Below are 20,288 nucleotides of genomic sequence, written 5' to 3'. Positions count from 1 at the left end.
AGTTACAACTAAGCAGTTACCGGCAGCTCTACGTTTAAAGCTGATACCCAGCTATCAAACAGGCTTTTTTCTATTTTAATTACTTCGGCTGCGTGTTTTTCCCAATCATCAGAAAAGCTAACCAATTGGTTTATCATTTCTTCCAGATGGCCCTCTTCTTCCAGAATAATCGACTTTACGTTTACCTTGCTTTTGGCTTCATCTAAAACTGCCTGATAAACCGGATACAGCTCATCTGCACGTACTTCTATAGCATAAGTAACAAAAAGATAGGCCGCAAACTTTAAATCGTAACCCGACAGATTAAACTCTGCTTTAAGGTAACGGCAAACGGCAATATCTAAAGCGTGTAAATAATATTTGGTATTGTTAGGCGATAAAAGCTCGGCATTGGTATAAGTTTTACAAAGCGCTTCATCAACCTTTGCAATCTGTTTTTTCAGGTAATAGGCATGGCGGTGTTCTTCAGCAGCATGTTTCAGGATAATGAGGTTTACATTTTCCTTATGCTCGGATGCTGAAATCTTTTTAGCTCCTGCATTTTCCATATAAGATAACGTATTTAACCATTTGGCATGCAACACATTATCGGCAACTATCTTTTTTAAAATTGAATCTAACATTCTGAATGGTTAAACTGGTAAATGGTTTAGTTGGAGATATTGCCAACTGAAAACTGTTAACTGATTAAATCTCTCTGTTCAAATCCCAGGATTCTAAATAATCGGCAACCCTGCGTACAAACATCCCCCCTAACGAACCATCAACCACCCTGTGATCGTAGGATAATGAAAGGAACATCATGTGGCGTATGGCAATTACATCGCCGTGTTCGGTTTCTAATACTGCAGGTTTCTTTTTAATGGCACCCACAGCTAGAATAGCCACTTGTGGCTGGTTGATAATTGGTGTGCCCATTACATTACCAAAACTACCTACATTGGTTAAGGTAAAAGTTCCGCCCTGGGTTTCATCAGGTTTTAATTTAGAGTTTCGGGCACGTACAGCCAAATCATTTACGGCTTTGGTTAAGCCCACTATATTTAACTGATCGGCATTTCTGATTACCGGAACAATAAGGTTTCCACTAGGTAAAGCAGCAGCCATACCAATATTGATATCTGCTTTTTTGATAATCTGTGTTCCGTTAACCGAAACATTAATCATCGGAAAATCTTTAATTGCTTTCGCAACTGCTTCTACAAAGATTGGGGTAAAAGTGATTTTCTCATTTTCACGTTTTTCAAAACTGTTTTTCACTTTATTGCGCCACAAAACCATATTGGTTACATCGGCTTCAACAAATGAAGTAACATGTGGCGAAGTGCTTTTGCTCATTACCATGTGGTCGGCAATTAGCTTACGCATCCTGTCCATTTCAATAATTTCATCGCCACCACTAACAGATGTGGTAGATGGTTTACTGGCAACGGCAGGTTGTGTAGCCGGCTGAGTATTAGATTTGCTCTCAATGGCTTTCTCAACCGGAGGAGGCGGAGCCATAATAACAGTTTGCGTTTTAATTACATTTCCGCCATTTCTGTTGGCGATATAATTCAATAAGTCGTCTTTATTTAAACGGCCATCAGCACCTGAGCCTTTAATCGCATCGAGTTCAGTAATAGAAATATTTTCCTGTGCAGCAATGCTTTTCACCAACGGTGAGTAAAAACGCTCACTGGCACTAAAATCGGCTTGTGGGTTTGTATTTTGTACCGGTAATTGTTCAATGCCCGGAATGGTTTCATTTTTCTCTTCTGCTACCGGAGCAGCAACAGGAGCTTCTTCTACCTGAGCAGCTGAGCCACCTTCGGTTTCTATAATTGCAATTACATCACCAACCTGGGCAACTTCATCTTCCTTAAATAATTGTTTAACCAATTTACCCGCAACAGGAGAAGGAACTTCAGAATCTACCTTATCGGTAGCGATTTCCAGGATGGTATCATCTAAATCAATAGCATCACCCGGTTGCTTTACCCATTTAATCACCGTTGCTTCTGCAACACTTTCACCCATTTTTGGTAACAATAGTTCGTATTGAGCCATATTAAATTACAGTATTTTATATTGGTAACGCCACAAAAATACAGTTTTTATTCCTTCTAAACTGTTTCTTTAAGTAGATTTAATAGCATGGTTAGGGCTGCTGCAGCCGAACGTTCGATGTTTTGTAGCCGTTTGTTGCTGAAATTAAACAGTTTAGCTACGGTTTTATCTTTCGAAGAAACTGAAATCCATACCGTACCAACAGGTTTATCTGCGGTACCTCCATCCGGTCCTGCTATTCCGCTTACGGCAAGTGCATAATCGGTTTTAAAGTGTTTTACAGCACCTTCCGACATTTCTCTTACGGTTTCTTCGCTAACCGCACCAAACGTAGCCAATGTAGCTGGTTTTACGCCAAGTACTGATTCTTTAAGTTCGTAGGCATAAGTAACAGCCCCACCCCAATACACCGAAGAGCAACCCGGATGCTGCGTAATTAGATGGGCAATATATCCACCAGTACAGCTTTCGGCGGTTGACAGCGTAAGACCCCGGGCATCCATAACGTTGAGAATAGCTTTCTCCAGAGGGATATCTTCATCAATCACCACAAACTTCTCCACCTTGGCCATAATCTGTTTGGCAAAGCCTTCAACCTCGGCTTTCAGCTTGCTTTCATCATCGCCTTTGGCCGATAAACGCAAGCGTACCTGCCCTAATTTAGGCAAATAAGCGAGTTTAATATGTGCTGGTAAAGCATCTTCAATTGCTTCTATTTCTTTAGCCAGAAACGATTCGCCAATGTTTGCAGTAAGGATTGTTTTATGTACAATGGCCGGAAGTTTGAACTTATGCTTCAGACGTGGAAGAATTTCATCATCCATGAGGTACATCATTTCAAATGGTACGCCAGGCATCGAGACAAAAATCTTGTTATTCTTTTCGAACCACATGCATGGAGCAGTTCCGTTTTTATTCACAATTACCTCGCAGCCATCGGGTACATCTGCCTGCTGAATATTAACATCAATTAAGGGGCGTTTAAACTTTTCAAAAATCTGGCGAACCATTTCCAGAGCAGCCTCATCCCTCCTAAAGCCCATATTAAAGTATTTGGCCAGTGTTTTTTTGGTAATATCGTCTTTTGTCGGCCCTAAACCACCAGTAATCAAAATAATATCTGCTCTTTGTTCAGCCTGGGCTAAAGCATCCAGAATATGCTGTTCGTCGTCAGATATCGAAGTGATTTGTTTTACCGAAATCCCCGTCAGGTTTAACTGTTTTGCCATCCAAGCAGAATTGGTATCTACAATCTGTCCGATCAGAATTTCGTCGCCAATGGTAATAATTTCGGCTAGCATAAATTTATTGGTATGTGCTGTAAAAACCTTGTCTTTTGCTCAATTTCAAATCCTGCAGTATCGATGCTTTTACTTTAATCGTTACCGAATAACTTTTGTAAGCACCGTAAGGAACCCAGTTTACACTCATATCCCAGCAATGCAAATCGCGGTAAATGGCCAGGTTCATAGGCGTTAAACCTCTGTTCTTAAAATCGTAACCCGAGTTAAAGGTAACTTTCCATTTTGGAGTTAAATTCACATCGCCGTTAAAATTCAGTGTATTTGAAATGGTTGTATTGTTTCCATCGTTCGAGTACTGGAAACTGTATGAGAACGAAAAATTCCATGGAATATTGAAATCAACAAAAGCATTTGGATCGCGGCTAATGGCGGCCAATTGCTCAGATTGAATATCGGTTAAGCCTTTCTTATTGGCTGCCTCTCCTAATTTATCATTGGCCTCGTTTTTACGTTTTAATGCCTCCGGATTTAAACTATAATCGAATGAAAAACCCAGGTTAGCCAAACGTGGCAATATTTTTCCGGTCTGCCAGAAATAACGATCCTGCCTGATCAGCAAATTAGAACCAGGAATGGTATCAGGCCTCAACGAATATGGATCTAAAGTACCATTGTAGTTAATGCCCAGTTTATCGGTAAATTGCGAGCGCCCACTAAAACCAATGGTCGATAATTTGTACGATTTGGCCAAAAAATTATAAGATCCGCTAAAACTCAAACCCTGTATAATCGGTATCTTTTTCGATCCGGTACCTGTTGTATCATTCTTATTCCTGACTTTCAACTCTACTGTATTGTCAATCCCGAAACCAATAGAGGCATTTGGTCCGCCGAAAGATCCAGGCTGCGCCATACCATCAAAAATCGAATATTTTAAAGGTAAGCCATTGGTTAAAATTTCTTTTCCGTTTTGATCAATAGCAGGTCTGTAAGGCCCTGCTCCTGCTTTGGTAAAATCAGGAGAATAAGAGAAAGAAACATTTGGGGTCATTACGTGCCTCAAAGCCTGTATTTTACCTTGTGGATTGAAATCTCTACGTCCATAAATTTTGGTCGACATACTGGTAGAAAGACTATAGCTTCCTGCCCTTTTAAAGCCACTAACGGTATCTTCTCTAAAAGTATAGGTATTATCGGCAAATTGGGTATACCTTCTGTTTACACTCTGGAAATTCCAAACCTCGTTATAAGTTCCGCCCAAACTGAAGTTTAAATATTTTAAGGCTGTAAACGACATATTAACCGGAATGCTATGTGCAAATCCACTACGCAGACGCTTTAAACCATCGTTATCAAAAAGTAAACTATCAAAAGTATCAATCCGGTTGGTTCCCTGCAAGCTATAGCCTACGGTTATTTTTTGATACCATTTCTGTTCTCCAACCGAATTCTTTGAATGGAAAGGGTTAAATGTAGGTACGTTAAAGGTAAGTTCCGGTAAACGCAATGAGATAGCCCTGGTACTTAAAGTCTGATCACTTGAAGCAGCCAACGACAAGTTCATATTGTTTGAAAATGTTTTGGCATAACTGATACTACTACTCGTTGAGTTGGTAGAAATTGCACGGATATCATAAGAAGTACCTGCCGCAGTATTACGATAATAACCTTTTTGACCACTTGATACCAACCTTACACTGGCGCTGAAAGTAGTACCAGGCTTGGCATTGGCATTTTGACTGTGGCTCCAGTTAATACTAAAGTTTTTGGTTGGGTTTTTAAAAGCTTCGGTTCCTTCCAATCCATCTTTAAAGCTTGAGTAAGACAGATTAATGTTACCGTTAAACTTATATCTTTTCGTATAGTTACTCAGTAAACTGGTTTCATAAGAGCCATTGGTGTAGATAGAGCCCATTAATTTGGCGTCCCAGTAATCATTTAAACCCAGGTAATAACCACCATTCTGCAAGAAAAAACCACGGGTTGCATCTTCACCGGGCGTGGGTAAAATCACCCCCGAAGTTCGTTTATTCGGCTTTGGAAAAAAGGCAAAAGGTAAACCAAAAAAGGTTGGAATATCTTCAATAACCATGTAAACCGGTCCGGTGATAATTTGTTTTTCGGTTACCACCCCTTTCGAAATCATTAAACCAAAGTGCGGGTGCGGCAAATTACAGGTACTGTACATCACATTTTTAATGTGCAGCTCATCGTCTATCTGTTTCTTACTCTGTCCACCAGAGAAGAAGCCTCCTTCCTGTTCAGAAAAAACGCCATAAACCTTGGCACGCGTGGTCTCCGAATTGTAAAATATAGAATCTGCTATTGCAGTGCCATCGGCACCCGATTTAAAAATCGGTCTCCCGGTATATCGTCCGGTTTTCGGATCTTTTACCCCTGTAGCAAAAATGGTGTTCTGTTTTTTGTCGTATTTGATGTAACCTGCATCCAGCTCAAAATCGCCATAAACAACCCTGGCGTTACCGTACAGATAAACAATATTTTTATCGGCACTCATTTTAACCGAGTCATCAGCTTTGTATTCGACTTTCCGATCGATACTACTGTTGTTTTTCCCCTTTTTCTGGGTGGTATCCTTTTTAGTTGTGTCTTGCTTAATGATTTGCTGCAATGAAAAATGAGAAAATGCGTTAGCTTTACTAACAACGTGTGTTAATAAAATGACAGAAATTAGTAAAATAGAGCTCTTAAGAAGTTTCAAATTCGTATTTGAATGTTATTTTTGCACAAATGTTTAATCAAAAACGTTCAAAATTAGTGAAAAATATACCATTGATGTATCTTAAATCCATTTTAACATTTATTATTTGTTTGACACTATCAAACACCTTTGATAATCAAGCTTTTGCACAGGAATATAAAATTAAAACAATTGTAATTGATGCCGGCCACGGTGGCAAAGATGGTGCCACACATGGGGTATATTCGAAGGAGAAAGATGTAGCCCTTAAAACTGCTCTGAACCTGGGCCGGGCGCTTCAGGATAGCCTGAAAGATATTAAAGTGATTTATACGCGTGAGTCGGACGTATTTATTCCACTTTATGAGCGGATCAATATTGCCAACAATGCCAAAGCCGATCTTTTTATCTCTATCCACTTAAACGATATGCCGGTTCGCGTTTCGCGGGTAGTTGATTATTATAAAAAAGTAAGGGGCAGAAAAGTGCCAGTTTACAGAACGATTACCTCTAAAAGTACTTCTACCCGAGGTACAGAGACATTTGTTTCCGGAACCGGACGTTTGGGCGAGCAGGACGAGGTAATCAAACGTGAGAATGCCTCGATGTTTTTGGAAGATAACTACCAGAAAAACTACGAGGGTTTTATTGCCAACACCCCTGAAAGCGATATTATGTTATCTTTAATGAAACAAACCAACCGCGACAGGAGTTTAAAGTTTGCCTCGATGCTTCAACAGGAATATGTAAACGCAGGTCGTATTAACCGTGGTGTGCAGGAAAAAAGCCTTGCGGTATTGGCGAGGGCAGCAATGCCTGCAGTTTTAACCGAAATTGGTTTTGTTAGTAATCCGGATGAAGAAGACTACATGAACTCGCCTGAAGGACAAAAAGAGATCGTTGATGGTATTATTAAGGCAATTAAAAATTACAGACGTATAGCTGAAACCTCATTTTAACCCCCTTTTAAATGAAGATTAAACTTCTGGTTACCTTATTTTTTCTTTCGCTGATAGCTGTTACACATACCTTTGCGCAAGGGTACAAAATTAAAACAATTGTGATCGATCCTGGTCATGGCGGCAGAAAACCTGGTGCATCAGGCAGTTACTCTAAAGAAAAAGATATTTCATTAAAAGTAGCACTTAAGCTGGGCGAACTTTTAAAAGACGAATTGCCAGAAATTAAAATCATTTATACCCGGAAAACAGACATTGATGTTGACTTATACAGAAGGGCCGAAATCGCAAACGATGCCAATGCTGATCTGTTTATCTCTATTCACTGCAACTCTATGCCACCCGGAAACAAACACATTAAAGGTGTAGAAACATTGGTTGCAGGTTCGCACCGCTTAAAAGAGCAGGATGCAGCCATCAGGGAAAATGCCGATATCAAGCTCGAGAAGAACTATAAAACCAAATACGATGGTTACGATCCCAGCAATCCGGCCAGCTTTATACTTTTCTCCCTGTTAAAAAATACCTTTCGCGATAAAAGTATTAAATTTGCGAAATTAATCCAGAACAGCTACATCAGCAGGGATGAACGATTGAGCAGAGGGGTTAAAGAGCAAGGTGTACTGGTGTTACAACGCTGTGGAATGCCGGCTGTGTTAACTGAGGTTGGTTTTATTTCAAATTCGGAAGAAGAGAAATACATCAACTCCGCAAAAGGCCAGAGTGAAATTGCCAGCTCTATTGTGGCGGCAATAAAAACGTATAAAAAAAATATCGAAGTCAAATAACTGGCATTATAAATGATAGTTATTTTAACTTTGCAGAAAATATAAAACATATACCAAACAATTAATGCTGGCTTTGTGTATTTATAAAGTTTAGCTTAAAAATGAATTACGCTCTAACAAGTTTAGATCGATAACAAAACTTGTAGCCATTAAAGAAACAACATGAAGATTAAGAACGAAACCAAAGTAGGTATTTTAGCTGCGTTTGCCATTGCTTTATTAATAATCGGATATAATTTTTTAAAAGGGAATTCTATCTTCTCAAACGAAACCACTTTGTTTGCCAAATACACCAGAGTAGATGGTTTAACGGTATCTAAACCAGTCCTGATTAATGGTTATCAGATTGGTCGCGTAGCTAAACTGGCACTTCAAACCGATGGTACCATCATTGCAACTTTAAGCATCAACAGTAAGTATGAAATTCCTGAAAACAGTATTGCCCGTTTGGAAGGGACCGACTTATTGGGTAGTAAAGCTATTGTAATGTCGTTAGGTAACTCTAAAAAAATGGCTGAAGATGGTTATACTTTAAATGCCAATGTAGAAAAAGGGTTGATGGAGCAGGTTCAGCCGGTTCAAAAGAAAGCTGAGTTGATTATCGGCAAAATGGACTCTATTTTAAGCAGTGTAAACTCTATTCTGAATCCTAACTTCCAGAAAAACGTTGACAAAAGCTTTAACAGTATTGCGGGTACTTTAGCTTCTTTAGAAACCACCTCTAAAAAAGTAGATGGTTTGGTAGGCTCTGAAAGCGCGCGTATTGAAGCTATTTTCAAAAACGTAGAAGGCATAACTGCTAACCTGAACAACAATAACAAAAAGATCAGCGACATTTTAACCAATATCAATACGGTTACCGATAAGTTTGCTGCTGCCAACTTTAAACAAACTTTAGATAATGCCAACAATGCGATTGCTGATTTGCAAAGTGTAATTGCAGGCATTAAAGATGGAAAAGGAAGTTTAGGTTTGTTACTGAACGATAACAAAATGTACGAAAACTTAAATAACGCTTCTAAAAACCTGGATGCTTTAATGATCGATTTAAAAGCTAACCCTAAGCGTTATGTTCACTTCTCGGTATTTGGAGGTGGCAACAAAAAAGACAAGTAATTAATTTTTATAATTCGGAAGCCCTGGAGAAATTCAGGGCTTTTTTTATGTCTAACGCGCAGGCGGGAATCTTAATGTAACATGTTAACCTGTAAGGTCAAAACACTTAAGTAACAAAGCTTAAGATCCCCATCCGATAGCTATCTGAGGATGACGGACTATCGCACAGGATCAATTAAAAAAAATTAAAGCTGAAAGGTTCTCCCCTCTACTGCCAGTTCGGTATTCTCAAAGCCAGCCTGCGCTTCTTCGAAAAGCATTTGCAGGGTTTTATAGCGGGAAGAAAAATGACCGATTAATAATTTCTTTGCACCGATAATATTAGCCACCTCAGCAGCTTGTTGCGCGGTAGTATGGTGTGTTTCTCTTGCTCTGTCGAGCAAATCGTGCATAAAGGTAGCTTCGTGGTAAAGCGTATCGCAACCCATAATTGTAGGCAAATAACTTTCATCGAACAAGGTATCAGAACAATAAGCGTATGACCTTGGCGCATCTGCAGCTACCGTATAATCTTCGCTGCGCAAAATTTCTCCATTAGGTAGTTCTACATCCATTCCTTTTTTCAGTGCAGTATAATAAGCCATAGGCACATTTTCTGCCTTATCTTTAATCAGCTTACGTTGTCTTTTCTTCTGCTGAAAAAGAAAACCTGTGGTTGGAATGCGGTGATTTAAAACAATGGTTTTTACAGTCAGGTCGCTGTTTTCAAAAATCAGTTTTGGTTCATCTGCCTCAATCGGGAAAAACTCAATCGGATAGCGCAAAACAGTATCTGAATATTTAAACTGGATTTCTAGAATCTCGAGCAATGCTTTTGGTCCGAAAATCTGCATGGGTTTGATCCGGCCGTTTAAATGAAGGCTTGAGAGTAAACCAATCAGTCCAAAATAATGATCACCATGTAAGTGACTGATAAAGATATAATCGATACGCGCAGCTTTGAGGTTAAATTTAGCCAGTTGCTGCTGCGTACCTTCGCCACAATCAATTAAATAACATTTTTCGTTACAATTTAAAAGCTGTGCCGATGGATTCCGGTTAAAAACAGGAGTGGCCGAACTGCTTCCTAAAATAGTAACTTCAAACTTCATCATGATGTGATATAAAAAACCTCGTAGATTTTGAGAAACTACGAGGCTATAATATTATTGGATAATGTGGATTATTTAGCGCCTCTGAATTCTTTTTCCAGTTCATCCATAAAGATGAAATCGGTTGCCTCTTCTATTGTATTAACAAACGTTACAGACTGAAATATGTTTGATAATTCTATAATTGTAGCCAGTTCATCGCTAATTCCGGTTACGATAAACAATCCTCCGGCAGCCTTACAAAGTCTATCACCAACCAATAAGCTGCTTAAATCCTGCGCATCATTACATTCGGTAACATGGCTAAGATCAACAATAATATTCTTAAAACCTTCTGCATTAAGCAAATACAGTTCAGATTTTAAACCAGGTGCATTATCGTTAGTAAACCTGGTTTCTTCTAACCTTAAGCTTACGTATTTATCGTGTTTATCTACTGAAAATTTCATCTCTCTAATCTTTATAGCACTAATGTATAAATTTCTTTCGAAAATTAAAGCGTTTCAAGGGCCTTTAAAACATTGGTTTCGATACGACTCGAAATGGCATCAGCATCAGCTTTGATAAAGGTCTCGCCTACAATCTTTTCGTAAAGCTCGATATAACGCTCAGAAATAGAATTTACAATTTCAGATGTCATTTCCGGTACTACCTGGCCATCTTTACCCTGAAAACCATTTTCGATTAACCATTTACGCACAAATTCTTTAGAAAGTTGTTTCTGCGGTTCATTGTTATCCTGACGTTCCTGATAACCCTCTGCATAAAAATAACGTGATGAATCTGGGGTATGGATTTCATCAATCAGGTAAATTACGCCATCTGCTTTACCAAATTCGTATTTCGTATCCACCAAAATTAATCCGCTTTTTGCAGCGATCTCAGTACCACGTTGGTAAAGTGCGTAAGTATATTGTTCTAGTTGCTCATAATCGGTTAAAGAAACAATTCCCTTTGCCAAAATATCTTCTTTCGAAATATCTTCATCGTGGCCTACAGCAGCTTTAGTAGTTGGGGTAATAATTGGCTGAGGCAATTTATCGTTTTCTTTTAAGCCATCAGGCAATGCAACGCCACAAACCGAACGTTTACCTGCACTGTACTCGCGCCATGCATGACCAGCTAAATAACCCCTGATTACCATCTCTACCTTAAAAGGCTCGCAGATACGACCAATGGTTACCATTGGATCGGGCACAGCTAAAACCCAGTTTGGAACAATATCCTGAGTTGCAGATAAAAACTTAGCTGCGATCTGATTTAACACCTGTCCTTTAAATGGAATAGCCTCTGGCAAGACAACGTCAAATGCAGAAATGCGGTCTGACACCACCATTACCATAAACTGATCAGCTATAGTATACACATCGCGAACTTTACCTTTGTAAAAATTGCTCTGATTTGGGAAATTAAAATGGGTTTCTTTAAGTGCTTTCATGAGGCCGTAAAAATAGGAAAAAAGTCGGAAAGTCGGAAGAAGGAGGTCTTGAAGTCTGGAAATATAGTTTATTAAACCGGATAAATTATGGAGATAATTTTATTCCAGTTCCTTTAACGCCTCTTTAAATTTTCTGACTGGAATGATGCCAATATTTTCATTTTTAACCAGGACAATAATATCGTTTTCAGATTTCATCAACTGTAGCCGCCCATTGAAAACATGTGCCTGATTAATAGCAACAAATGCATAAAGCTTACTCAGTTTCGCTTTTCTGCAAACCCATTCTTCATCATTTTTCGAAATGATTAGTCTAATGGTATGCGGGAGTTTTTCGAAAGAAAATTTCAAGCCATTTTTCAGATCAATATTTTCCATCAGGGGTATTTTATGTAAGATGGATAATGATTTTAAAAAGCTTTAATCATTGTCCATCTTACCATTTCCATTTTACAAAAACTACTGGATATCGCCGTAAGCTTTAAGAATATCTTTAACCAGTTTATGGCGAACCACATCTTCACCACTTAAATAAATAATATCGATACCTTTAATATCTTCCAGAATCCTTAAACCGTTAAACAAACCCGACATTTGTTTTTTAGGCAAATCTACCTGAGTAACATCGCCCGTAACGATAAATTTAGCGGTTGGCCCCATACGGGTTAAAAACATTTTCAACTGCATATCGGTGGCATTTTGAGCCTCATCGAGTATCACAAAGCAATTATCAAGCGTACGGCCGCGCATAAAGGCCAAAGGAGCAATCTCGATCGTACGGTTTTCGATATAAAACTTCAGCTTTTCTGCCGGGATCATGTCATCCAGTGCATCGTAAAGCGGACGTAAATATGGGTCGATCTTCTCTTTTAAATCGCCCGGAAGGAAGCCCAGGTTCTCTCCTGCCTCAACAGCCGGTCGGGTTAAAATAATGCGCTTAATTTCTTTATTTTTCAGTGCCCTTACCGCTAAAGCAACAGCGGTATAGGTTTTCCCGGTTCCTGCCGGACCAATGGCAAATAAGATATCATTTTTTGCGATACTGCTTACCATTTTGCGCTGGTTTGCCGTGCGGGCTTTCACCAGCAAACCATTTGTACCAAAAACAATCACTTCTCCACCACCGCCAGTTGGCTGTTCGGCATCTTTTTTTGCCAGATTTGTTGCCTTCGCTCCCAGTATCGATTCTACATCGTTATTGGTTAACGAACTATATTTTTCGAGGTGCGCAATGAGCTGGTTAAACTTCTCTTCAAAAGACTTAAGTTCCTGTTCATCACCGAGAACCTTAACATCACTTCCTCTCGCTACCAGTTTCAACTTCGCGAAAGCACCTTTAATCATTTCGTAATTCTCATTATTCGGCCCCCAAAAGTGAGCAGGATTTACGGTATCCAGAGTTAATTTTAATTCGTTCAAACTGTAGTATTTTAAAAAGTTATCGGGGTATATTAATTAAAATTTGAATATTTGCAGACGCTTAGGCCTGTACACAAGAATAAGCAATAATAATGAATTTTTAATGGGGATAATTACTTTAACAACAGATTTAGGTTCAAAAGATTTTTACCAGAGTGCACTAAAAGGTAGTCTGCTGAGTCTTATGCCTAATGTTAATTTAATTGATATTACCCACGAAGTTCCATCGTTCAATATTTCGTATGCAGCCTTCGTTTTAAAGAACGCTTATCCATATTTCCCGAAAAATACGGTACACTTAATTGGTATCGATTCTGTGTATAGCGAAAACACCAAATACATTGCCGTTAAACACCGCGACCATTATTTTGTAGGTGCCGATAATGGTATTTTCTCCCTGCTTTTTGATGAGCATCCGGAAGATGTAGTAGAGCTGAATATTATGCAGGACCTGAAATATCTCCACTTCCCTTTGGTTGATATTTTTGTAAAAGCTGCAACACATCTGGCTAAAGGAGGGAAATTAAAAGACATTGGTTTACCTGTAGCAGAGATTGAGCAAAAAATGCTTTTACACCCTGTTATAGAGAAAGATATCATTCGCGGAAGTGTGGTATATATCGATACTTTTTGCAATGTAATTACCAATATTACCAAAGACCTTTTTACCCGCATCCAGAAAAACCGCGACTTCACCCTGCATTTCAGAAAAAGTGAAACCATTACCCAATTGAGCTGGCATTACAATGAAGTACAGGAAGGTGAAAAACTTTGCCTGTTCGGGATTAGTAACCACCTCGAAATTGCCATTAATAAGGGTAAAGCGAGTGGATTGTTAGGCTTGCACCTGGGCGATATTGTAAGAGTTGAGTTTCATTCTAAAGTGAGCTAAAAGCAGAAAGACTAAAGACCAAAGCGGAAAGCGTGTTTAATGCATCTTTGGGAAAACAAAACAAGTTGAGTCTTTTTCACGTTTATAGCACATGAAGAAATACATTTACCTGCTTGCTGCCCTCCTGTTTCATTTTCAGGGTTTTGCTCAACAAGATACTACTGCTTATGCTGCACAGCGCGCCAAAATAAATAGCTTACTGGCTGAAAGAAGTGCAAAATTTGGCCAATATGATCAAAGCCTGAACCAGCGTACCGGGATTTTTGGCTGGCAAACCAAGCGCGATATTAAAAATTCAAATGAAATCCTGCGTCAGGTTGTTCTAACCGATAATAATATTTTTACCGAGCTTAAGGTATTAATGGATTATAAAGATCTTCAGAACCAGCAGAAAATTGCCGTATCTGATCAATCAGAAGAACGCATACAGCGTTACATGCAAACCATTAAAAAATTACAGGACCAGAACGAGCAGTTAAGGCTTGCTGCCGACAAAAGAGATAAAGGCAAAAACCTGGTTAATTATCTCATTGTGTTTTTAATTCTGGTAATGGCAGGGGGCTTTTATTTTTTCAACAAAAAACTACAGCAATATAAAAGGTATGAAAAAAGCACTGTTTAAAGTTCTGGTTAAAATTAACAATGCCATTTTACCCAATTTATACAAGAAAGACCCCAATAAATTAAGCACCTGGCAAAAGGCGATATTAGGTTACCGCTATTGGGTGCTTACGCAGGCGTTGGATTAATAAAAAGACCTTATAGGTTTTTGAAACCTATAAGGTCTAACTTATATTATTATTTTTTAAAATGCTCGATAATCAACGTAGCCAATTCAGCGCCAATGCGCTCCTGAGCTTCGTTTGTAGATGCACCGATGTGTGGAGTTAACGAGATTTTGGGGTGTGTTAAAATTTCAGCTAGCGGAGTAGGCTCGTTATCAAAAACATCTAAACCTGCAAAAGATACTTTACCAGAATTTAAGGCTTCGATTAAAGCTGGTTCATCTATTGTTCCACCACGTGAGCAGTTTACAATACCAACGCCTTTTTTCATTTTAGCAAATTCTTCGGCACCTAAAATTGGTTTATCAGCAAATGGGGTGTGTAAGCTTAAGAAATCACTTCCAGAAATTACTTCGTCTAATGAAACGGTTTTAATCGGAATACTTACTGATTGACCTCCCATGAAATCTAAAGTAATTTCGGTTTCTGTAGGATATAAATCGTAAGCCAAAACATTCATTCCTAAACCTAAAGCAACTTTTGCGGTTGCACGGCCAATACGGCCAAAACCAATAATACCTATGGTTTTACCACTTAGCTCGGTTCCTTTTGCATAAGCTTTTTTAAGGTTATTAAACTGGGTTGAACCTTCAACAGGCATTTTACGGTTAGCATCTTGTAAAAATCTGATCCCTGTAAATAAATGTGAGAATACCAATTCAGCTACTGATAAAGAAGAAGCAGCCGGTGTGTTTACCACTGCAATACCCTGACTACGTGCATATTCTACGTCGATATTATCCATACCAACACCACCTCTGCCAATTAATTTGATATTAGGCACGGCATCAATCAGTTCTTTTCTAACTTTTGTAGCACTACGTACGGTAATGGCATCATAGTTTTTTAAAGCTTCAGCTAATTGATCTTGTGCAATTGTTTCAGTATCTACCTGAAAACCTGCTTTTTCTAATAATTCTTTTCCGATCGGATCAATTCCGTCGTTTGCTAATATTTTAAACATTGTGATTTATCATTGCACAACTCAATGGATTTAGGTGTAATCCATTAAGTTGTGGTTATAATTTATATTAATTTGCTTTTGCCTGTTGTTCTTCAAATGCCTGCATTGCATCAATTAAAGCATGTACACTTGTAATTGGTAAAGCATTGTACATTGAAGCGCGGAAACCACCAACACTTCTGTGGCCTTTAATACCTACAATACCTTGCTCTTCAGCATATTTCAGGAATGGTTTTTCCAATTCAGCATTTTCCATCACGAAACAAACATTCATTTTAGAACGGTCTTCAACTGCACAGGTACCCTTGAACAATGGATTGCGGTCAATCTCCCTGTAAAGTGCTTCTGCTTTTTGTTTGTTTTCTTTCTCGATTTCTGCAACACCACCTTTTGATTTTAACCAACGTAGATTTAATAAAGCTACATAGATAGAGAAAACCGGAGGAGTATTGTACATCGAACCATTATCGATATGAGACTGATAGTTTAACATTGATGGAATTTTACGGTCGATTTTATTTAAAATTTCATCTTTAACAATCACGATGGTTAATCCGGCCGGGCCTACATTTTTTTGAGCTCCTGCATAAATTAAATCGAACTGTGAAACATCAATCACACGACTCATGATATCAGACGACATATCACATACAACCGGAACAGTGGTTTTTGGTGCTTCGAAAAGCTCCGTACCGTAAATGGTGTTGTTTGAAGTGTAGTGGAAATAAGCGCTATCAGCCGGAATCTCGAAATCTTTCGGAATAAAGGTATAATTAGCATCTTTTGAAGAAGCCACTACATTTACATTACCTACTAATTTAGCTTCTTTTAAAGCCTTGCTGGCCCAAACACCAGAATCTAAATAACTTGCAGTTTGTCCATCGCCCAATAGGTTCATTGGCACCATTGCAAACTGTAAACTTGCTCCTCCCTGTAGAAATAAAACGGAATATCCCGATGGCACATTTAATAATTCCTTTACCAATTTATCAGCTTCTGCAACAACTGCCTCAAATTCGGTTGTTCTGTGCGAAATCTCTAAAATCGATAATCCATCGTTAAAATCTAAAACAGCCTGAGCTGCTTGTTTAAACACTTCCTGAGGTAAAATACAAGGGCCTGCGCCAAAATTATGCTTCATCTTATTATATAATGTTTTATAGGCGTAAATGTAAAATTTTTATAGCAGTTATGCCCATAAAATCGTATCCTAAAAAATTAAATATTGTTAAAAAAAAGACTAAAATTGATCTTTTTGTTGCAGTTTTTGCAATAAGCGGTATGCGCAGATTAAAAGACTTAAACAATACAATGTAAAAACTAATTTTTCATCAAAAATGAACTAAATTTTTATTCAAATTTTGCCCTGGAAGATCTCTTCTACCATCGGTTTTGATAAAGCAGAATGGGTTATCTGATTAATTTTTAAGTTTAACAATCAGCTTTAAATTAAATTGCCTGCCGGTTAAATAATTTGGAATGGCGTACTGTACATTATCTACATCTTTAAGCCATAAATAAGAAACGGTGTTATCAATATTAAGCAGGTTGAACACCTCGAAAAACAAAATCACCGAGCTAAAATTACGATCTAAAAATTTGGGTTTATGCAGGGCCGCATCATCCAGAAAATCTTTAGAGAAACCAATATCTACACGCTTATATGATGGAACAAAAAACTGATCCAAATACCTCGGTGTTTGCGAAGGACCGATAGGCAAACGGGAACCATAAAGGGCATTTAGGTGTACCTTGTAAGTAGGACTGTTTAATAACCTATCCTGAAAGAAAACAGAGAAATTTAAGCGTTGATCAGTCGGTCGCTTTAAATAACCCGGATAAATGGTGGTACCGTTCTGCACGTAACTATCGCCAATAATATCTTCGTTGGCATGCATTACCGACATTCTGAAATAGGAAACCAGGTCTTTTACAAACTCCCCTCCTATACTGAAATCGGCACCGTAGGCATAACCTTTCGAAATTTCGTTTGCCAGGTATTTGATACGCAAATTATCAATTTTGTAAGGAATTAACCGGTCAGAATATTTAAAATAAGCTTCGGAAGTAAATTTTAAACGCGTTCCCAGAGCATCGAACGCATATTCGTAGCCCAAAGAAGTATTGTAAGAACTTTGTGCCTTCTGATCAATATTCAGCACGCCTGAAAAATCACGAATGGTTCGGTACGAAGGCGGTTGTTTGTAAACACCCGCTGTAAATCGTAAAATCTTATTATTTGAATTGGGCCTGTAGGCAATCAACATCCGCGGACTGATCAACAGTTGTTTACTTAAAGAACTGTAAGTTGCACGTGCGCCCAACTGTAATTCGGCAGAGCTGGAAAGTGAATAACTATCCTGAATGTAAGCGCTGTAATTTTTAATATCAAGATTATTCTTAATGTTAATTACATTCTGCATGACGATGTTTTTACTATTATTTGGCAAAATAAAGCCTGCAGAATCGGTATAGTTGTATTCGTTTAACTGATCATTATATCTGGACTGATCAAATTTAACTCCCCACGAAAAAACATGACTGTTAAAATTCTGATCTACCTTTATTTCAGAAGCAAAAATTTGAGTATTTAAACTGTTTCGTCCATAATTATAGTAGCTCCCTATCCCTCTGTTTTTACTTACAGGACCAAAATTTTCGCCTGAAAAGTTGTTATCTACTTCTGCAAAAACATAGCTTCCATTAATATCAAAGCGTTCACGCTCGATGGTATTAAAATAGCTGTTGATAAATTTAATCACCAAATTAGGCCTGGGCGAATAAGCAGCGGTAATAGCACTGCCAAAGGTTTGGTAATCGTCTATTTCCTGCCCGGTATAATCGACATTTAACTTCAGTGTAGTGCTTAAGGTGCCAAACTGAGTTTCCCGGTTGGTAGGCACCAGTTTAAACTGACCAAGGTTAAAATTGCTTAAAAAACTGATGTTAAATTTAGGCGAAAAATCGTATTGGTAAAGCACCTGCGCATCGGCATAGTTGGGATTATAGCTTCCTTTCTCGTCCTGCTTAACTAAAACGCTGGTGTTATTCTTATAACGCAATCCTGCGAGCAAAAAGCTATGTCTAAATACGCGTTTTGTGCTTAGTGAAGTATTTAACAAACTGGTGCTCAATATCGTTTGATTACTATCTGGCTTATCATACCTGACATCAAGAATGGAAGAAAGTTTATCGCCATATTTCGCTTCGAAACCACCCGCAGAAAATTTGGCCTTACTTACCAGATCCGAATTGATAAAGCTAAGGCCCTCCTGCTGTCCGTTGCGGATCAGTACAGGCCGGTTAATTTCGACATCGTTGATGTAAATTAAATTCTCATCAAAGTTACCTCCCCGAACGCTGTACTGTGCACTCAACTCGTTATTGGTTGATACACCAGGTAAGGTTTTGAGCATAGTTTCGAAATTGCCCGAAACCAAAGGCATGGCGCCTATATCGGCAACGTTAATGGTTGTAGCATTGCTGAGCTGATTTTGTTTATTGGTAATGTTTACCTGCTCCAATTCGTTGATATTGGCTATCAGATTTACTTTTTGCAGTATCCTTGCACCAGAGCGTTCATTAAATTTTATGGTTTGGGGCTGATAGCCCAGCAACGAATATTTGATGCTAAAAGACCGGGTTTTAGAATATATGGTATATACACCAAATTCGTCAGTAACAGTTGATTGCGCCTGACCGAGTACAATAACCGTAACCTGCGCCAGCGGCAATTTTTCTTCATTCTGCACTATTCCGGAAACCCTCACCAGTGGTTGCGCAAGTGCCAGACTGCAACCAGCAATTAAAAGAAAAAAGAGCAGCCGAAATTTGAGCATTTTTAACAGAAAGACTGAAGTTTTAAATATTAAGACTGATAAACAGTCGTCATATCAGAAACAATATAGCAATAAAACAATTAAATACTCACACTGTTATGGGTTAATTGTTTCATTTTAGCAATTGTTGTTGTAGGGCTTTCGGTTGCGAAAATTGCATTACCTGCCACAAAAGCATTGGCACCAGCAGATGCAAGCGCAGCGATATTCTGCAAGCCCACACCTCCATCTACTTCTATAATTAAATCGTCGTTTATGCCTTTAATCAATGCTTTCAGGTCTTGTATTTTTTTGTAGGTATTGTGAATAAATGCCTGACCACCAAAGCCTGGGTTAACCGACATAATCAGAACCAGATCCAGGTCTTCAATTACATCCTGCAACAGAGTAACAGGTGTATGCGGATTTAGAGCCACCCCTGCTTTACAACCCGATGCCTTTATCAATTGAATGCTACGGTGCAAGTGTGTGCAGGCTTCGTAATGTACGGTAATGCGGTCGGCTCCGGCCTTTGCAAAATCGCTGATGTATTTATCAGGTTCAACAATCATTAAATGCACATCCAAAGGTTTGGTAGCGTGTTTTTTAACTGCAGCCATAACCGGGAAGCCAAAAGATATATTGGGTACAAAAACACCATCCATTACATCAACATGAAACCAATCGGCCTCACTGTTATTGATCATTTCGATATCGCGCTGCAAATTGCCAAAATTGGCCGAAAGTATGGATGGGGCTATAATGTATTTCATCTCTTATGGGTTTTCGTAATTGCTTTGTGTGTCGCAATTACGGTTGTTTTTAGGTTTTACTAAGTATGCAAGTTACAAAAGATGTGCGAAAGTTTTAAGTTTGCTGATGCAAGATATATTTGTACGAAGTAAAAGTTTTATACAATGGTTAGAAGAAAAGTTGATATTTCACTTTCAATGTATAAACAAAAACCCTTTCAGTAAACTGAAAGGGTTTTCATTATTGAGACGCTGAAACAAGTTCAGCATGA

Annotated in this window: 19 protein-coding genes; 6 read left to right on the top strand and 13 right to left on the bottom strand. The window is 38.5% G+C overall.

Features of this window, described 5'->3' with window-relative positions; translation table 11 throughout:
* Nucleotides 1–8: 8 nt before the first annotated feature.
* The 4 genes from OC25_RS21475 to OC25_RS21460 form a co-directional block, all read right to left on the bottom strand.
* Nucleotides 9–623, bottom strand: a complete 615-nt coding sequence (locus tag OC25_RS21475) for a hypothetical protein (protein WP_039480343.1) — start codon at nucleotides 621–623, stop codon at nucleotides 9–11.
* 64 nt (nucleotides 624–687) lie between these two features.
* Nucleotides 688–2,049 carry a dihydrolipoamide acetyltransferase family protein gene (locus OC25_RS21470; protein WP_039480341.1) on the bottom strand — a complete coding sequence of 454 codons (1,362 nt, stop codon included), beginning with the start codon at nucleotides 2,047–2,049 and terminating at the stop codon, nucleotides 688–690.
* A 56-nt stretch (nucleotides 2,050–2,105) separates the two neighbouring features.
* Nucleotides 2,106–3,350 (bottom strand): competence/damage-inducible protein A, encoded by a 1,245-nt coding sequence (locus tag OC25_RS21465; RefSeq protein WP_039480339.1) that lies wholly within the window; start codon nucleotides 3,348–3,350, stop codon nucleotides 2,106–2,108.
* 4 nt (nucleotides 3,351–3,354) lie between these two features.
* Nucleotides 3,355–5,925, bottom strand: a complete 2,571-nt coding sequence (locus OC25_RS21460; protein WP_245222117.1) for a putative LPS assembly protein LptD — start codon at nucleotides 5,923–5,925, stop codon at nucleotides 3,355–3,357.
* A 164-nt stretch (nucleotides 5,926–6,089) separates the two neighbouring features.
* On the opposite strand from OC25_RS21460, the gene OC25_RS21455 reads away from it, so the two are divergent.
* The 3 genes from OC25_RS21455 to OC25_RS21445 all read left to right on the top strand — a co-directional run bounded on the left by OC25_RS21455 (nucleotide 6,090) and on the right by OC25_RS21445 (nucleotide 8,857).
* Nucleotides 6,090–6,953 carry an N-acetylmuramoyl-L-alanine amidase family protein gene (locus OC25_RS21455; protein ID WP_039480421.1) on the top strand — a complete coding sequence of 288 codons (864 nt, stop codon included), beginning with the start codon at nucleotides 6,090–6,092 and terminating at the stop codon, nucleotides 6,951–6,953.
* An 11-nt stretch (nucleotides 6,954–6,964) separates the two neighbouring features.
* Nucleotides 6,965–7,741 carry an N-acetylmuramoyl-L-alanine amidase family protein gene (locus tag OC25_RS21450; RefSeq protein WP_039480333.1) on the top strand — a complete coding sequence of 259 codons (777 nt, stop codon included), beginning with the start codon at nucleotides 6,965–6,967 and terminating at the stop codon, nucleotides 7,739–7,741.
* 162 nt (nucleotides 7,742–7,903) lie between these two features.
* Entirely contained in the window at nucleotides 7,904–8,857 is a 954-nt protein-coding gene (locus tag OC25_RS21445) for an MlaD family protein (RefSeq protein ID WP_039480330.1), read from the top strand.
* A gap of 185 nt (nucleotides 8,858–9,042) precedes the next feature.
* Here OC25_RS21445 and OC25_RS21440 read toward each other — a convergent pair whose 3' ends face one another.
* The 5 genes from OC25_RS21440 to OC25_RS21420 form a co-directional block, all read right to left on the bottom strand.
* The gene (locus OC25_RS21440; protein ID WP_039480327.1) at nucleotides 9,043–9,948 is read right to left on the bottom strand and encodes a ribonuclease Z; all 906 of its coding nucleotides are present in this window, start codon (nucleotides 9,946–9,948) and stop codon (nucleotides 9,043–9,045) included.
* A 71-nt stretch (nucleotides 9,949–10,019) separates the two neighbouring features.
* Nucleotides 10,020–10,397: an STAS domain-containing protein gene (locus tag OC25_RS21435; RefSeq protein ID WP_039480323.1), complete on the bottom strand. Its 378-nt coding sequence runs from the start codon at nucleotides 10,395–10,397 to the stop codon at nucleotides 10,020–10,022.
* 44 nt (nucleotides 10,398–10,441) lie between these two features.
* Complete coding sequence (locus tag OC25_RS21430; protein ID WP_039480317.1) at nucleotides 10,442–11,386, bottom strand: phosphoribosylaminoimidazolesuccinocarboxamide synthase; 945 nt, start codon at nucleotides 11,384–11,386, stop codon at nucleotides 10,442–10,444.
* A 99-nt stretch (nucleotides 11,387–11,485) separates the two neighbouring features.
* Nucleotides 11,486–11,764, bottom strand: coding sequence for a hypothetical protein (locus OC25_RS21425; RefSeq protein ID WP_039480314.1), 279 nt, complete (start codon nucleotides 11,762–11,764; stop codon nucleotides 11,486–11,488).
* A gap of 81 nt (nucleotides 11,765–11,845) precedes the next feature.
* Nucleotides 11,846–12,805, bottom strand: a complete 960-nt coding sequence (locus tag OC25_RS21420; protein ID WP_039480308.1) for a PhoH family protein — start codon at nucleotides 12,803–12,805, stop codon at nucleotides 11,846–11,848.
* Nucleotides 12,806–12,908: 103 nt separating this feature from the next.
* Here OC25_RS21420 and OC25_RS21415 point away from each other — a divergent pair, with 103 nt between their 5' ends.
* The 3 genes from OC25_RS21415 (at nucleotide 12,909) to OC25_RS28165 (ending at nucleotide 14,446) form a co-directional block, all read left to right on the top strand.
* Nucleotides 12,909–13,697, top strand: coding sequence for an SAM hydrolase/SAM-dependent halogenase family protein (locus OC25_RS21415; protein ID WP_039480305.1), 789 nt, complete (start codon nucleotides 12,909–12,911; stop codon nucleotides 13,695–13,697).
* Nucleotides 13,698–13,788: 91 nt separating this feature from the next.
* The gene (locus OC25_RS21410) at nucleotides 13,789–14,319 is read left to right on the top strand and encodes a hypothetical protein (protein WP_039480302.1); all 531 of its coding nucleotides are present in this window, start codon (nucleotides 13,789–13,791) and stop codon (nucleotides 14,317–14,319) included.
* Nucleotides 14,300–14,446 (top strand): hypothetical protein, encoded by a 147-nt coding sequence (locus OC25_RS28165; protein WP_167335428.1) that lies wholly within the window; start codon nucleotides 14,300–14,302, stop codon nucleotides 14,444–14,446. Before OC25_RS21410 ends, OC25_RS28165 begins: the two co-directional genes overlap by 20 nt.
* Before the next feature lie 49 nt (nucleotides 14,447–14,495).
* Here OC25_RS28165 and OC25_RS21405 read toward each other — a convergent pair whose 3' ends face one another.
* The 4 genes from OC25_RS21405 to rpe form a co-directional block, all read right to left on the bottom strand.
* Complete coding sequence (locus OC25_RS21405) at nucleotides 14,496–15,446, bottom strand: D-2-hydroxyacid dehydrogenase (RefSeq protein WP_039480299.1); 951 nt, start codon at nucleotides 15,444–15,446, stop codon at nucleotides 14,496–14,498.
* Between the two features lie 67 nt (nucleotides 15,447–15,513).
* Nucleotides 15,514–16,587 carry a 3-phosphoserine/phosphohydroxythreonine transaminase gene (gene serC / locus OC25_RS21400; RefSeq protein ID WP_039480294.1) on the bottom strand — a complete coding sequence of 358 codons (1,074 nt, stop codon included), beginning with the start codon at nucleotides 16,585–16,587 and terminating at the stop codon, nucleotides 15,514–15,516.
* A 277-nt stretch (nucleotides 16,588–16,864) separates the two neighbouring features.
* A complete protein-coding gene (locus OC25_RS21395; protein WP_039480290.1) occupies nucleotides 16,865–19,285 on the bottom strand; it encodes a TonB-dependent receptor in 2,421 nt (806 codons plus the stop codon).
* 80 nt (nucleotides 19,286–19,365) lie between these two features.
* The gene (gene rpe / locus OC25_RS21390; protein ID WP_039480287.1) at nucleotides 19,366–20,037 is read right to left on the bottom strand and encodes a ribulose-phosphate 3-epimerase; all 672 of its coding nucleotides are present in this window, start codon (nucleotides 20,035–20,037) and stop codon (nucleotides 19,366–19,368) included.
* Between the last annotated feature and the right edge of the window lie 251 nt (nucleotides 20,038–20,288).

Origin of the sequence: Pedobacter kyungheensis (assembly GCF_000812965.1) — a bacterium.
Classification (GTDB): domain Bacteria; phylum Bacteroidota; class Bacteroidia; order Sphingobacteriales; family Sphingobacteriaceae; genus Pedobacter; species Pedobacter kyungheensis.
Note: the sequence above shows the minus strand (reverse complement) of the source record. Positions and strands in the feature narration are given on the sequence as shown.